We start from the raw sequence: 15538 nt of genomic DNA, 5'->3' as shown, positions 1-15538 counted from the left end.
TCATTAAAGTGAAATTACTTTTTATTCAGAGTAGCACTCATTTCCATAGAAATTGCGGAACGCTCCATTTTTAGTTTTCCTGACATCGTTTCAATAACAACAGTTGTATCAGCTAACTCAGAAACTTTTCCGTGAAGACCACTTTTAGTAATGATTTTGTCTCCTACTTTCAAAGTGCTTTCAAATTCTTTTTCGCTTTTAGCCTTTTTTTGTTGTGGTCTGATCATAAAGAAATAGATTACCACAAACATTAATAGAAACGGCGCAAATTGAGTTAATTGTCCCATAATTTTAATTCTCTTTTTTTATTTATAAATATTACATTAAACCACGACCGGCTTTAATAATTTTTTTACTGGCCTCAAGCTCTTTTACTAAATTATCTAAAATTCCGTTGATAAAAATACTACTTTTTGGTGTAGAATATTCTTTGGCAACTTCTAAATATTCGTTTAAAGTAACTTTCACAGGAATAGAAGGAAATTTCAAAAATTCACAAATTGCCATTTTAAGAATAATGGTGTCAATCTCAGCAATTCTATCGCTATCCCAGTTAGGAGTTTTATCAACATATTCTTTGGCTAATTCCTTTTCGTTTAAAACTGTTTTTCGGAACAAATCCTTAACAAAGTCTTTATCCTCGTTGTCTTTGTATAATTTTGGAACTCTGAAATTATCATCCTCACCAGATTTGATAACTTTCAATTGCTTGATGATGTGTGTATTCACTAATGGAATATCATCCACCCAAGTCAATTTATCATCCTCTAAATATTCGTACAATTTTTCATTGGGAACAATCACTTCCATGAATAAATCAACGATAAATTGCCTGTCTTCTTCAAATGTATTGATAGAATTACTCATGTAATTTTCATACAATTTACTGGCCTTTATATCGTTAAGAAGCAATAAAATATAATCGTCATTTAAAGTCCAATTATTGATTTTACGGTTTTCCAGAGCAATACTTAGTGAATTATTTTCGGAAAGAATTTGAAAAATTTGATTTTTGATGAATTTTTCGTTGGGTTTACGCTCCTCAGGAGTAGCAAGATGTTTCAGACTTGATTTATGTAAAAAGATAGTTTCTGTTTTACAAATTTCAATCAGCGAAGAAAGCATTATAAGGTATAAATCTTGAATATTGTCGATACTGTAAAAAAGGAATTTTTCTTCCTTCTCTAAATTATCTGAACCGCTTTGATGCATCGCATAAATGGATTGCATTACTTTAACGCGTATGTGTCTTCTATTTACCACCTTGTAAGAACTTTTATTAATTAGTCTGCAAAAATAAGAATTTCATTTTTTAAAATAAAATTAAAACAGCAAAAAAAGCTTTTGGTTCTAATTTAGATTGTCCTATAAGAAAACAGTCGCAGAATTCAGTCGCAGTTTCGGGTTAAACCCGAAGACTGTGACTGAATTCTGCGACTGAATATTAAAAACTAAAACTACTTATTACTGTTTTCTATCTTTCTTTGATCTATTCTATTTTGGGCAATCGTCAAAGCTGCATGGTGCGTGGTCATCTTATTTGCAATAGCAAAATCAATAATTTCCAATGTGGTATTATAAATATTTTCTGTTTTACGCATGATTTCAGCTTTGTCATAATGGGCTAATTCAGCATAAACATTGATAATTCCACCAGCATTGATCAAGAAATCCGGTGCGTAAAGAATTCCTCGTTGCTGCAAAATTGCTCCGTGAATATTCTCATTTGCTAGTTGATTGTTAGCCGCACCAGCAATTACTTTCGCTTTAATTTTATGTACTGTTGCATCATTTATAGTTGCTCCCATGGCACAAGGCGCATAAATATCAACATCGGCACTATATAAATCATCGCCTGTAAATATTTTTGCATTGTACTTTGCTCCTACTTCATACAATCTTTCTTCATTAATGTCAGTGATCGTTACTAGTGCTCCCTCTTTAGTCAAATAATCCACCAAAGTTTCTCCAACATGACCAATTCCTTGTACCAATACTTTTTTACCATCCAAAACATCTGTACCAAATTGATGTTTTGCAGCTGCTTTCATCCCTAAGTATACGCCATAAGCAGTCACAGGAGATGGATTTCCAGACCCACCTCTTTCTTCAGAAATCCCTGTAACATAAGGCGTAACATCTCTTACAATATCCATATCCCTCGTTTCCATTCCTACATCTTCGGCAGTAATGTATCTTCCGCTTAGAGAATGAACAAATTCCCCAAACTTACGCATCAATTCAGGTGTTTTTTGGGTTTTGGCATCGCCAATGATAACAGCTTTACCCCCACCAATATTCAATCCCGTGATAGCAGCCTTGTAAGTCATGCCACGAGAAAGTCGCAATACATCGTTTAGCGCTTCCCATTCATTCGCATAATTATACATTCGTGTACCACCTAAAGCAGGCCCCATAACCGAATTATGAATACCAATAATTGCTTTTAAACCTGTATCTTTGTCGTTGCAAAATACAATTTGCTCGTGATTATCAAATGACAATTGACCAAAAACGGGATCCATTTTTTGAAGTTCCTTTCCAGTTGTGAAAGCTGCATTCATAAGTATTGATTTTTATAGTGATAAATTACGAATTCGTCAAAAAGACAAATCAAATTTACATAAAAAATAAACATATCCTAATATTCATTCGTTAAATTATCAATTTCATAATAACAAACAACAAATAATTAATTTTTAGTAATGTCAAAAACTGATTATTAATCAAAAAATAAAACTTTTTCAACACAGAATATCTTAAAAAAATGAAAGAATTACGCTATTTAAATAAATATTTTATCAAATATAAATACAGCTTTTCCCTTGGTATTTTATTTACAATTATCGCACAAATATTTTCTTTGTTTACACCAAAATTGATCAGTAAATCATTTAAAGCCATTGAAGCATTTGATAAGCTTTCAAAACAAGAAAGAACTTCTCAAATTATCATTTCAACTTATAGAGAAGAACTTATACATAATATTTTATTGATCATTGCCACCACCATTATTGCTGGTTTCCTTACTTTTTTGATGAGACAAACCCTTATTGTGATGTCAAGACATATTGAGTTTGACTTAAAAAATGAAGTTTTTAGACAATATGAAAACTTGTCGCAAAATTTCTACAAACAAAACCGAACCGGTGATTTGATGAACCGTATCAGTGAGGATGTTTCCAAAGTAAGAATGTACGTAGGACCTGCCGTAATGTATACGATAAATACGGTTATCCGTTTTGCAATTGTAATTGGTTATATGTATAATGTATCGCCACGATTGACATTGTACACCATTCTTCCTTTACCGGTTTTATCGTATTGTATCTTCAAATTAAGTTCGGAAATCAATAAAAGAAGTACTATTTTCCAGCAATATCTGTCTAAAGTTTCCAGTTTTTCACAAGAAATATTTTCTGGAATCCGAGTGATTAAAGCGTATTCATTAGAAGCCCAACATCAAAACAATATGGTCGATTTGGCAAATGAAAGTAAAAGCAAGAGTTTGGATTTGGCAAAAGTGCAATCCTTATTCGGCCCTCTAATGTTAGCACTGATAGGAATAAGTAACTTAGTTGTAATCTATTTTGGTGGACTTATGTATATTAATGGAACTATTAAAAGCATTGGAACCATCGCAGAATTCATTTTGTATGTCAACATGCTAACTTGGCCAGTCGCTTCATTAGGATGGGTTTCATCTATGGTTCAAGAGGCCGAAGCTTCGCAAAAACGTCTTAATGAATTCCTGAAAATCGAACCGGAAATAAAAAATAAAAACCCTAATAAATCTATTATTGAAGGTAGTATCTCATTCGAAAATGTCAGCTACACTTATGAAGACACGAATATTGAAGCATTAAAGAATGTTTCCTTTAAAGTAAAAAAAGGAGAAACGTTGGCGATTCTTGGAAAAACAGGATCTGGAAAATCGACTATTTCCTCTTTGATTTCCCGATTATACGAAGTTACCGACGGAAGAATAATTGTTGATGGAAATGAAATAAGCACTTTGAACCTGTATGATTTAAGGAACAGTATTGGAATTGTTCCGCAAGATGCCTTTTTGTTCTCGGATAGCATCAAAAACAATATTAAGTTTGGCAAAGAAAATGCAACTGATGAGGAAGTAGAAACTGCCGCAAAAAATGCGGTAGTACACGACAACATTATTGGTTTCAACAAACAGTACGACACCATTCTGGGCGAACGGGGAATCACTCTTTCAGGCGGACAAAAACAACGTGTTTCTATAGCGCGAGCCATTATTAAAAACCCGGCTATTTTACTTTTTGATGACTGTTTGTCGGCAGTTGACACAGAAACTGAAGAAGCTATTCTGAATAACTTATATGAAATCTGCAAGGACAAAACCACGATAATTGTCAGTCATAGGGTTTCATCAGCTAAAAATGCCGATAATATTATCATTCTTGAAGACGGAAAAATTATTCAACAAGGTTCTCATAATCAATTGATAAATCAGCAAGGATATTATGCATCCTTATATTTAAAACAACTTTCAGAAAAAGAATTACTATAATTGTTGTATAATAAATAAATTTTTATGATTTTTGATTGCTATTAAATAAAAAAATTGACAGAAAGGATTATGAGAGAAAATGACATGTTAGAAAAAGAAGAGATATTTTCTAAAGTTTTACGTGCTGGAAGAAGAACCTATTTCTTTGATGTAAGAGCTACAAAAGCTGATGATTATTACATAACGATTACCGAAAGTAAAAAATTCACCGAAGAAGACGGATCGTTTCATTTTAAGAAACACAAGATTTATTTATACAAAGAAGACTTTGCTGCTTTTGCAGAAATTCTTGGCGAAATGACTTCCTACGTTTTGAACCACAAGGGCGAAGAAGTAATCTCTGAAAGACACCAAAAAGATTTCAAAAAAGAATACGCATCTGACAAAACAGATAATGATGAAATCCTACCACAAACATCAACTTTTACTGATATAGAATTTGATGATATTTAATTATTAATTGCCTACTTATAAAACGAAAAAGTCCAAAATCTTAATGATTTTTTGGACTTTTTTTATATCCACCTATAATATAACTATTAGAAATAATCGTTGTCTTTTTTATTTCGATTTAAATTATATATTTTTATTCCAAAATAATTCTTCTAAACACTTTTTATATTTGTAGACGAATTTATACTAGTTAAATATTTTAGAATGGAAATAAAATTATTAATTATCCCAGGACTGGGTGATTCCGGAGAAGACCATTGGCAAAGCTATTGGCTCAAAAAATATAAAAATGCCACTAAGGTAGTTCAGGACAATTGGGATGAACCTATTCGAGAAGAATGGCTTGAAAGACTCAATGAAGCAATACTGAAATTAGATTCTCCAACAATTTTGGTTGCACACAGTCTTGCGGTTTCTTTAGTGATGCATTGGACTTCCGCCAATAGCAATCCTAACATAATAGGCACATTACTGGTTGCACCCGCCGATGTAGATTCTCCCGAACATACACCAGAAAAAATTTGGAACTTTTCACCAATGCCATTGTCTAAATTGCTCTTTCCTTCAATAGTAGTTACAAGTGAAAATGACCCCTATATTTCGTCACAAAGAGCAGAATATTTTGCTGAAATGTGGGGAAGCGATTTTATAAATATTGGTCAAAAAGGACATGTGAATTCGGAATCAAATCTCGAATTTTGGGAAGAGGGACAATTGATATTACAACAGTTAATAGATAAAATTAACAACTAAATTTTTACCCAATTCGCAATCCATTTTCAATTTTAAAATCAGGAGCCAATAAAATCACATCTCCCTCATCTCCTACTGCACCTAGAACTAGACATTCACTCATGAATTTTCCAATTTGTTTCTTAGGAAAATTGACCACGGCAACAATCTGTCGGTTGAGCAAATCTTCTTTTTGATATCGTTGGGTGATTTGTGCGGAAGTTTTTCTGATTCCAATTTCTGGACCAAAATCTATTGTTAATTGATAAGCTGGTTTTCTAGCTTCGGGAAAATCATTTACTTCCAGAATAGTTCCCACTCGCATATCTACTCTTTCAAATTCAGACCAACTTAGCATCATTTTTATTTAAGTTTAAAGTTATAAACCAACTATTTTATAATCTAAAATAGCATATTAAATTTAAAACACAATCCTTTTTTCTTAACTTTAAACCTTAAATTTTAAACGAGAAAAACTTCAATGTCAAAAACTGCTTCAAAAATGATATCACTTGGAACCGTTGCTCCAGAATTTTATTTGAAAGATACCAATTCAAACGAATGGTTTTCTTTTTCAGATTTAAAAGGCGAAAAAGGAACTTTGGTACTATTCATCTGTAATCATTGCCCGTTTGTGCGCCATGTAATTGAAGAAATTGTTATGATTGCTAATGATTATCGCGTTCAGGGAATGGGTGTTATTGCCATTTCCAGTAATGATGTCTCAAAATATCCAGAAGATGCCCCGGAATTGATGACCGAATTCGCCTTCGAAAACAAAATGGAATTCCCTTATTTATATGATGAAACACAAGAAGTCGCTAAATCATACGATGCTGCTTGTACACCCGATTTTTTCTTGTTTGACAACCAAAATAAATTAGTATATCACGGTCAGTTAGACGACAGCCGACCTGGAAATGGAATTCCGCTTAGTGGTAACGATTTGCGTGGAGCGATTGATGGCATCATTTACAATCGGATAATTAATCCCAATCAAAAACCCAGTATAGGCTGTAATATAAAATGGAAATAATTCCAATTATATAAAAAACATACTGATTTTCAATAGAATACTTTTTTTATTTATCCCAAAAACAAAAAAGTTACAACTATTTACAGAAATTCTATAATACCATTTTTGTAAAATACATCTAATTTTACAATATTAGAAATACTAAATTCATCTTGAAAACAGTAAATGTTATGGAAACGAATCAAATTAACAGAAGCGAATCACTTAGTGAAGATATTTTTTCTGAATCGAATATGTCGACAGATAAATACATTGTAACAGCACCAAATGTAAAACTATATGTAAAAGATTATGGCCAAGGAAAACCCGTAATTCTTATTCATGGCTGGCCACTATCTAATGAAATGTGGGAGTATCAAATTGATACTTTAGTTCAAAATAATTTTAGAGTTATTGCTTATGACCGACGTGGTTTTGGAAAATCCTCACAACCATGGAATGGCTACGATTATGATACTTTGGCAGATGATTTAAAAGCTATTATTGATCAATTAGATTTAAAGGAGGTTACGCTTGTTGGATTTTCTATGGGAGGTGGTGAAGTCGTACGTTATTTTAGTCGTCATGCTGGAAAAGGAGTTTCAAAAGCGGTATTAATATCTTCCGTAACTCCATTCCAACTAAAAACAGATTCTAATCCAAATGGTGTTCCACAAGAAAAATACGATGGTATGGCGGAACAAATTAAAGACGACCGAATTGGTTTTCTGGATAGTTTTGGGAAAACATTTTTCGGAGTGAGCTTTATCAGTAAACCGATAAGTACGCCTTTACTGGATTATTATAGAATGCTGTGTTCTTTTGCGTCACCACGCGCTACTTTAGAATGTGCAAAATCATTTTCCACAACCGATTTTCGCAGAGAAATGGCTTCGGTAAATGTGCCCACATTAATTATTCATGGCGATGAGGACAAAACCGTCCCTATTGAAATCACTTCTGAAATAGCGACAAAGCTAATACCTGATAATAAATTTATTGTTTACGAAGGAGCTCCACATGGTTTATTTTATATTGAAAAAGATAAATTAAACAAGGATTTACTTGAATTTTTAAATTCAGAAATCTAAATTAGAAATAACTTGGAGTCTATATTATTCCATAAAAAAACCCAAAAACTTTCGTTTTTGGGTTTTTTTAATTTTATCTGATAACTGAAACCAGCAATCTGAATTAGACTATTTTACGTCCATTAATTCTACGTCAAAAATCAATGTAGCATTTGGTGGAATTGCTCCTCCAGCTCCACGAGATCCGTACCCTAAATGAGCTGGAATCACAAAACGTGCTTTGTCACCTACGCGCAACAAGGCAATTCCTTCATCCCAACCTTCAATAACGTTTCCTTTTCCTAATGGAAATTCGATTGGTTTTTTACGAGGATATGAACTGTCGAAAACTTTACCGTCTGGAAGTTGTCCTGTATAATGTACCGAAACTGTTTTTCCATTTTCTGCTTTTTTACCTTCACCTCTTTGGATGAATTGGTAACGCAAACCGCTTTCTGTTTTTTCAAAACCAGCTGCTAGTTTTTCCATCGCTGCCTCAGCATCTGCTTTTAAAGTTGCATCACGTTTGTTTCTTGAACCTTTGAAAGTGATAAAAGCTTCAATTGCATTCCAATTTTTAGCTTCTTCTCCTTCTCTGATAATTTCTAAAGATTCCAAAACATCCCCTTGCTGTACCGCATCAACAACATCCTGACCTTCTATCACATGTCCAAAAACAGTATGTTTGTTATCCAACCATTCTGTTGGAATGTGTGTAATGTAAAACTGAGAACCATTCGTTCCAGGTCCTGAGTTAGCCATAGCCAAAACTCCCGGACGATTGTGTTTCAAACTTGGATGAAATTCATCATCAAATTTATACCCTGGATCTCCAGTTCCTGTTCCTTGTGGACAACCACCTTGAATCATGAAATCAGGAATTACTCTGTGGAATTTTAATCCGTCATAAAATTTAACTCCTTGTGGTTTTACTTTATTTTCTAAGTTTCCTTCTGCCAATCCTACGAAGTTCCCAACTGTTCCTGGTGTTAATTCGTGTTCTAGTTTTACTAAAATAGCACCTCTTGTGGTGTTGAATTTAGCATATATTCCATTTTCCATTTTTGTATAATTTTTATTGAAGGGCAAATTTACGAAATTAATTTTAAAAAGGGAATTAGAGGATTCGTTGATTTAGTTATTTGAAAGTTTGGGGATTAAACAGTAATCTAATTTAGAAACTATTCAAACATAATATCTTCTTTAAAACCTCCCAATTCCACAAAACCCTAGCCCAGATTACTTCACTTAATTTCTATCTTCATAAGAGTTCAGTGAACTTCGTTTGCAGTGAAAATCCTTTTTATCAGCCTTTTCGGCTGATAAAAAGATTGCAACGAAAAGCTGGAAATAGCTCCTGATACTGAAACAAGTTCAGCATAGAAAAACTTTGTACCTTTGCGCTTTGACCCGAGCCAGAAAGGCGAACTGATGAAATAAACTTAGAAAAGAAATTATGCGTATTGATATTGTAACTGTTCTCCCCGAATTATTGCGAAGTCCGTTTGAAGCTTCGATTATGAAACGTGCCATCGATAAAGGGCTGGTGGAAGTCCATTTTCATAATTTACGGGATTACACCACTAATCGACAAAAAAGTGTGGATGACTACTCTTATGGCGGCGGTGCCGGAATGGTGATGACAGTGCAGCCTATTGATGCTTGTATTACGCATTTGAAAAGCGAGAGAACCTATGACGAAATCATTTATATGTCGCCAGACGGGGAAACCCTGAACCAGAAAATGGCTAATACCATGTCGATGTACGAGAATATTATTATCCTTTGCGGACATTATAAAGGTGTAGATCAACGCGTGCGCGACCATTTTATCACAAAGGAAATCTCGATTGGTGATTATGTTTTAAGTGGTGGCGAACTGGGCGCTTTGGTTTTATCGGATGCTTTAATCCGATTGATTCCTGGTGTTTTAAGTGATGAAACCTCAGCATTGACGGATAGTTTTCAGGATGGATTATTGTCAGGGCCTATTTACACACGCCCTGCTGATTATAAAGGATGGAAAGTTCCTGATGTTTTGACAAGTGGAAATTTTGCCAAAATAGATAAATGGAGAGAAGACATGGCGTATGAACATACTAAGAATAGAAGACCGGATTTACTGGAAGAATAAAAATTATTTTAATAGTGCATTTTAAATCCTAAATACCTCAGTATAAGGATGCAAATAATTCAAAATTTATAATTCATAATTCAAAATATTTTTTTACTTTTGCGCCCACATTAGATTAACCTCTGGCGAGATCCGTGAATGTTGATTTAATAAAAACCATAATTAAAATTATCATGGCAGATTTAATGAAATTCGTTCAAGACGAATTAGTAGCTAGAAAAGATTTCCCTGTTTTTGGAGCTGGTGATACTATCACAGTTTACTACGAAATTAGAGAGGGTGAAAAAACTAGAACACAGTTTTTTAAAGGAGTTGTTATTCAAAGAAGAGGTTCTGGTAACACAGAAACTTTTACTATTCGTAAAATGTCAGGTGCTATTGGAGTGGAGCGTATCTTCCCAGTAAACTTACCAGCTTTACAAAAAGTTGAAATCAACAAAAAAGGTGCAGTTCGTAGAGCTAGAATTTTCTACTTCAGAGAACTTACTGGTAAAAAAGCTAAAATTAAAGACAAAAGAAGATAGTCAACTGTCTCTTTACTATAAAAAAGTCCCAACAATGTTGGGACTTTTTTTTTGCTAATTTTCCCCCTTATAAATTCCTAATTTAGGATTTAAGGGTTTATAAAACTAACAAATTCAGAATAACTAGTTAGTAATCTGAAAATTCGTGTTTTTCTATATAAAATGCGCCTTCTATTACATCTGATTTTCATATATTTGTCCGCCTTATTTCAAGTGAAACACCTTATTTAAGCTACATTTAACCGTGATTCGATTATAAAAATACAAAAATGACACAGAAATCAAAAATTTTTTACACCCTTACTGATGAAGCGCCTTTGTTGGCCACCTATTCATTTCTACCTATTGTACAAGCATTTACATCAACTTCTGATATTGAAATTGAAACTAGAGACATTTCTTTAGCTGCAAGAATTTTAGCAAACTTTCCAGAGTTTTTAACTGAAGATCAAAAAACAGGAGATGCTTTATTAGAACTTGGACAATTAGCAACAACTCCAGAAGCAAACATTATAAAATTACCAAATGTTTCGGCATCTGTTCCTCAACTAAAAGCGGCAATTGCTGAATTACAATCACATGGTTATAATTTGCCAGACTTCCCTGAAGAACCACAAAACGAAGCAGAGACAACAATCAAAGCTAAATATTCTAAAATTTTAGGTTCTGCCGTAAATCCAGTTTTACGTGAAGGTAACTCTGACCGTAGAGCTCCTAAAGCCGTTAAAAATTACGCTAAAGCAAACCCACATTCAATGGGAGCTTGGACTTCTGACTCAAAAACACAGGTAGCTTCTATGGAAAGTGGTGATTTTTACGGAAGTGAAAAATCACTTACTGTTGCTGACGCCACTGATGTAAAAATCGAATTCGTTGCTAAAGATGGCTCAACTACTGTTTTGAAAGCAAGCACTCCGCTAAAAGTAGGTGAAATAATCGACAGTTCGGTAATGAACCTGAACGCTTTAAAAAAGTTTGTAGCTAAAACAATTACAGCAGCTAAAGAACAAAACGTTTTACTTTCAGTTCACTTGAAAGCTACTATGATGAAAGTTTCTGATCCAATTATTTTTGGAGCGATAGTAGAAGTTTATTTCAAAGACGTATTCGAAAAATATGCTGCTTTATTTAATGAATTGAATATTGATACAAGAAATGGCTTAGGTGATGTTTACGCAAAAATTGCAGGACACCCGATGCAGGCTGAAGTGGAAGCTGCAATAAACCAAGCAATCGAAAATGGACCCGCATTGGCCATGGTGAACTCTGAAAAAGGAATTACCAACCTTCACGTTCCTTCGGATGTAATTGTTGATGCATCTATGCCGGCAATGATTCGTACTTCGGGACAAATGTATAACAAGGAAGGAAAACAACAAGATACTATAGCCATTATCCCAGACAGATGTTATGCAGGAATTTATACTGCGACTATTGATTTTTGTAAAAAACATGGTGCTTTCGACCCAACAACTATGGGAAGTGTTCCAAACGTAGGTTTGATGGCACAAAAAGCGGAGGAGTACGGTTCTCATGACAAAACATTCCAAATGAGTGCAGACGGCGTTGTTCGTGTTGTAGCTACTAATGGAACCATTTTAATGGAACAAGCCGTTGAAGCAAAAGATATTTTCAGAATGTGTCAGGCAAAAGATGCCCCTATTCAAGACTGGGTAAAATTAGCCGTAAACAGAGCTCGTTTATCAAATACTCCAGCCGTTTTTTGGTTAGACGAAAACAGAGCGCATGATAGAGAGTTAATCTCAAAAGTAACAAAATATTTAAAAGATTACGACACTACAGCTTTAGACATTCGCATCCTTAACCCTATTGCAGCAACTGATTTCACATTAGAAAGAATCATCAAAGGACTAGATACTATTTCTGTAACAGGAAACGTATTACGTGATTATTTAACTGACTTATTCCCTATTTTGGAAGTAGGAACATCAGCTAAAATGTTATCTATCGTTCCATTGATGAATGGTGGTGGTTTGTTTGAAACTGGTGCAGGTGGATCAGCTCCAAAACATGTCGAGCAATTTACACAAGAAGGTTATTTACGTTGGGATTCTCTAGGTGAATTTTTGGCTTTAGGTGCTTCATTGGAGCATTTAGGTCAAACTTTAAATAATTCTAAAGCCATTATTTTAGCTGAAACTCTTGATGTAGCTACTGAAAAATTCTTGGCAAATGATAAATCCCCAGCTCGTAAACTTGGAGAAATTGACAACCGTGGTTCTCATTTTTACTTAGCAATGTATTGGGCAGAAGCATTAGCTGCACAAGATAAAAACGAGGAATTGAAAACTATCTTTACTCCTATTGCATCAGCTTTTGCAGCAAATGAAGCTAAAATCAATGCAGAATTAATTGGAGCACAAGGCAAACCTCAAGCTATTGGTGGTCATTACCAACCAAATCCTAAATTGACTGAAAAAGCAATGCGTCCTAGCGAAACGTTTAATACTATTTTAGACAGAATTGCTGTTCCTTCAAAAATCGCTTAATAAAGTAATTTTACATAGTAAAAAAGACGACTGGAAACAGTCGTCTTTTTTTTATCTTAGCAATACCTTAACAATTGTTATAGCCCAATTAATATTCTGTTTAGTGAAATTTGCATTTCTTCATTTAGAAAATTTAAACAATGATTATAAAGAAAATTATTCCATTTCTTGTTGTATTATTATCTTCTCTTTCTTCTTTTTCTCAAAACACGAGCTTTAGCGAACAGTCGAAACAAAAATTCACACTCAGCGGAACTATTATTGATGTCAACAGCAATGAAACTTTGATTGGCGTAAACATTATCATCCTAGAATTAAAAACTGGTGTAACTACCAATGAATATGGCTTTTACTCTATTACTGTACCAAAGGGAAATTACACTGTTCAAATCACCTATTTAGGATATCAAACCATTGAGGAATCGCTAAATTTAGAAAAAAACATAAAAAACAATTTTAAATTAATAAGTAACGAAACCCTTTTGAAAGAAGTGGTCATTACTGATACTAAAACAAAAACTGATATTCGAAAACCGGAGATGAGCGTCAATAAACTCTCTATTTCGGCTATTAAGAAAATGCCGGTTGTACTTGGTGAAGTGGATGTTCTCAAATCTATTTTATTACTTCCCGGAGTTACTAATGCTGGCGAAGGTGCATCCGGATTTAATGTTCGCGGCGGCGGTGCAGACCAAAATTTAATTCTGTTGGACGAAGCAACCATCTTTAACTCCTCTCATGTTTTTGGTTTTTTCTCGGTTTTTAATCCTGATGCGATAAAGGATTTAAAGTTATACAAGGGAGGAATTCCGGCTCGTTTTGGAGGAAGAGCTTCTTCGGTTTTGGACATTTATCAAAAAGATGGCAACAGTAAGGGATTTCATGTCAATGGAGGAATTGGATTAATCTCCAGTAGAATTTTGGCCGAAGGACCATTAGTAAAAGATAAAGGTTCTTTCCTAATTGGCGGTCGAAGTTCGTACGCTCATTTATTCTTGAAACTATCCAAAGATCAAAAAAACAACTCCGCTTATTTTTATGATTTGAATACAAAGTTGAGTTATAAATTGAACCCCAATAACAATTTATATTTGTCAGGATATTTTGGAAGAGACGTTTTTAGCCTCAACAAAAGCTTTACTAATATTTACGGAAACTCCACTTTAAACTTACGTTGGAATCATTTATTTTCGGATAAATTATTTTCGAATTTATCGTTAATCTATAGTGACTATTATTACGGATTGGATTTGGATTTTGTAGGTTTCAAATGGGACTCTGGTATCAAGAATTATAATATTAAATACGATTTCAAGAATTACATTTCCGACAAATTCAAATTGAATTATGGCGTAAGTACTATTTACTACGATTTTAATCCGGGAACCATCAGACCTTCTGATTTAAATTCTGGAATTAATTTTGATCAATTGGATAAAAAATACGCATTCGAACCCGCCTTATATATGAATGCGGATCAGGAAATTTCGAATAAAATCTCTCTTTCTTATGGGCTTCGTTACAGCATGTTTTACCGTTTAGGACAATCTACTGTAAATATTTATGCCGATAACAATCCTGTAACCTTCAATCCTGATTTACAGATTTATGAAAAAGCCACTCCCATAGAAACTAAATTTTATGCTAAAAATAAAGCAATTGAAAGCTTCAATAATTTGGAACCCCGTTTTTCTTTGGCCTATCAAATCAACGATGAACAATCTGTAAAAGCCAGCTACAACAGAATGGTACAATATTTACAATTGATTTCCAATACCTCCTCTCCTACTCCGCTTGATGTCTGGACACCAAGTGACAATTTTACAAAACCCCAAATTGCGGATCAAGTGGCTCTAGGATATTTTAAAAATTTTAAAGAAGGAGTCTATTCTTTAGAAGTAGAAACCTATTATAAAAAAGTAAAAAATAGATTGGATTATATTGACGGTGCTGATTTAATTGCGAATAAAGCAATCGAGCAAATAATTTTAAACGGTCAATTAAGATCCTACGGCTTAGAAATTATGTTCCGTAAAAACGAAGGTAAATTAAGCGGTTGGATTTCCTATACTTTATCTAAATCCGAACAACAAACACCAGGAAGGACATCAATAGAAACAGGAATCAACAACGGAAATTGGTACAATTCTGTTTATTATAAATTACACAATATCGCCATTACCAGTTCCTATAATTTAAACGAAAAGTGGTCTTTTGGAGCTAATTTCGCATTGCAAACCGGACAACCTGTAACGTATCCAAATGGACAATACGAATACCTGGGAGTAACCGTTCCCAGTTATGGTTTAAGAAACGAAAACCGACTTCCCGCTTATCATCATCTTGACATTGCAGCAACATTGACGCCACGTAAAAATACCGACCGAAACTGGAAAGGAGAATGGGTTTTTAGCATTTACAATTTGTATAACCGAAAAAATGCCGCTTCAATCAACTTTAGACAAAATATAGATACCGGTACTAATGAGGCTGTAAAAACTTCCATCTTTGGAGTGGTTCCTGCTGTTAGTTATAACTTCAAATTTTAATGATT

The 15538-nt window shown here is 33.9% G+C and carries 14 protein-coding genes; 9 read left to right on the top strand and 5 right to left on the bottom strand.

The genetic code is table 11. From position 1 onward, the window contains the following. Positions 1–14 precede the first annotated feature (14 nt). From yajC to ACM55K_RS06980, 3 genes are all read right to left on the bottom strand, one after another. The gene (yajC, locus tag ACM55K_RS06990) at positions 15–287 is read right to left on the bottom strand and encodes a preprotein translocase subunit YajC (RefSeq protein ID WP_416849515.1); all 273 of its coding nucleotides are present in this window, start codon (positions 285–287) and stop codon (positions 15–17) included. Positions 288–318: 31 nt separating this feature from the next. Beyond that, positions 319–1230: a transcription antitermination factor NusB gene (gene nusB / locus ACM55K_RS06985; RefSeq protein ID WP_416849931.1), complete on the bottom strand. Its 912-nt coding sequence runs from the start codon at positions 1228–1230 to the stop codon at positions 319–321. Between the two features lie 227 nt (positions 1231–1457). Beyond that, the gene (locus ACM55K_RS06980; RefSeq protein WP_416849514.1) at positions 1458–2564 is read right to left on the bottom strand and encodes a Glu/Leu/Phe/Val family dehydrogenase; all 1107 of its coding nucleotides are present in this window, start codon (positions 2562–2564) and stop codon (positions 1458–1460) included. Positions 2565–2767: 203 nt separating this feature from the next. On the opposite strand from ACM55K_RS06980, the gene ACM55K_RS06975 reads away from it, so the two are divergent. The 3 genes from ACM55K_RS06975 to ACM55K_RS06965 all read left to right on the top strand — a co-directional run bounded on the left by ACM55K_RS06975 (position 2768) and on the right by ACM55K_RS06965 (position 5752). Continuing rightward, complete coding sequence (locus ACM55K_RS06975) at positions 2768–4546, top strand: ABC transporter ATP-binding protein (RefSeq protein ID WP_416849513.1); 1779 nt, start codon at positions 2768–2770, stop codon at positions 4544–4546. A gap of 69 nt (positions 4547–4615) precedes the next feature. Beyond that, the gene (locus ACM55K_RS06970; RefSeq protein WP_416849512.1) at positions 4616–4999 is read left to right on the top strand and encodes a PUR family DNA/RNA-binding protein; all 384 of its coding nucleotides are present in this window, start codon (positions 4616–4618) and stop codon (positions 4997–4999) included. A 204-nt stretch (positions 5000–5203) separates the two neighbouring features. Next, complete coding sequence (locus tag ACM55K_RS06965) at positions 5204–5752, top strand: RBBP9/YdeN family alpha/beta hydrolase (protein WP_416849511.1); 549 nt, start codon at positions 5204–5206, stop codon at positions 5750–5752. 4 nt (positions 5753–5756) lie between these two features. On the opposite strand, the gene ACM55K_RS06960 is transcribed toward ACM55K_RS06965, so the two are convergent. Continuing rightward, positions 5757–6092 (bottom strand): tRNA-binding protein, encoded by a 336-nt coding sequence (locus tag ACM55K_RS06960; protein ID WP_416849510.1) that lies wholly within the window; start codon positions 6090–6092, stop codon positions 5757–5759. 120 nt (positions 6093–6212) lie between these two features. Here ACM55K_RS06960 and ACM55K_RS06955 point away from each other — a divergent pair, with 120 nt between their 5' ends. After that, positions 6213–6767 carry a thioredoxin family protein gene (locus ACM55K_RS06955; RefSeq protein ID WP_416849509.1) on the top strand — a complete coding sequence of 185 codons (555 nt, stop codon included), beginning with the start codon at positions 6213–6215 and terminating at the stop codon, positions 6765–6767. A 170-nt stretch (positions 6768–6937) separates the two neighbouring features. Next, a complete protein-coding gene (locus ACM55K_RS06950) occupies positions 6938–7837 on the top strand; it encodes an alpha/beta fold hydrolase (protein WP_416849508.1) in 900 nt (299 codons plus the stop codon). Positions 7838–7945: 108 nt separating this feature from the next. Here ACM55K_RS06950 and ACM55K_RS06945 read toward each other — a convergent pair whose 3' ends face one another. After that, positions 7946–8878, bottom strand: a complete 933-nt coding sequence (locus ACM55K_RS06945; protein WP_416849507.1) for a peptidylprolyl isomerase — start codon at positions 8876–8878, stop codon at positions 7946–7948. A 394-nt stretch (positions 8879–9272) separates the two neighbouring features. Between ACM55K_RS06945 and trmD the strand changes: the two genes are divergently transcribed. From trmD to ACM55K_RS06925, 4 genes are all read left to right on the top strand, one after another. Then, on the top strand, positions 9273–9950 hold the full coding sequence (gene trmD, locus ACM55K_RS06940) for a tRNA (guanosine(37)-N1)-methyltransferase TrmD (protein WP_416849506.1): 678 nt from the start codon (positions 9273–9275) through the stop codon (positions 9948–9950). Between the two features lie 173 nt (positions 9951–10123). Beyond that, on the top strand, positions 10124–10474 hold the full coding sequence (rplS, locus tag ACM55K_RS06935; protein ID WP_416843693.1) for a 50S ribosomal protein L19: 351 nt from the start codon (positions 10124–10126) through the stop codon (positions 10472–10474). Between the two features lie 269 nt (positions 10475–10743). After that, positions 10744–12984 carry an NADP-dependent isocitrate dehydrogenase gene (locus ACM55K_RS06930; RefSeq protein WP_416849505.1) on the top strand — a complete coding sequence of 747 codons (2241 nt, stop codon included), beginning with the start codon at positions 10744–10746 and terminating at the stop codon, positions 12982–12984. A 140-nt stretch (positions 12985–13124) separates the two neighbouring features. Continuing rightward, the gene (locus ACM55K_RS06925; RefSeq protein WP_416849504.1) at positions 13125–15533 is read left to right on the top strand and encodes a TonB-dependent receptor; all 2409 of its coding nucleotides are present in this window, start codon (positions 13125–13127) and stop codon (positions 15531–15533) included. The last annotated feature ends 5 nt before the right edge of the window (positions 15534–15538 follow it).

Origin of the sequence: Flavobacterium arabinosi, from assembly GCF_048158725.1 — a bacterium.
GTDB classification, from domain to species: domain Bacteria; phylum Bacteroidota; class Bacteroidia; order Flavobacteriales; family Flavobacteriaceae; genus Flavobacterium; species Flavobacterium arabinosi.
The sequence above is the reverse complement of the archived record's forward strand: the minus strand, read 5'-3'. Positions and strand labels throughout refer to the sequence as shown.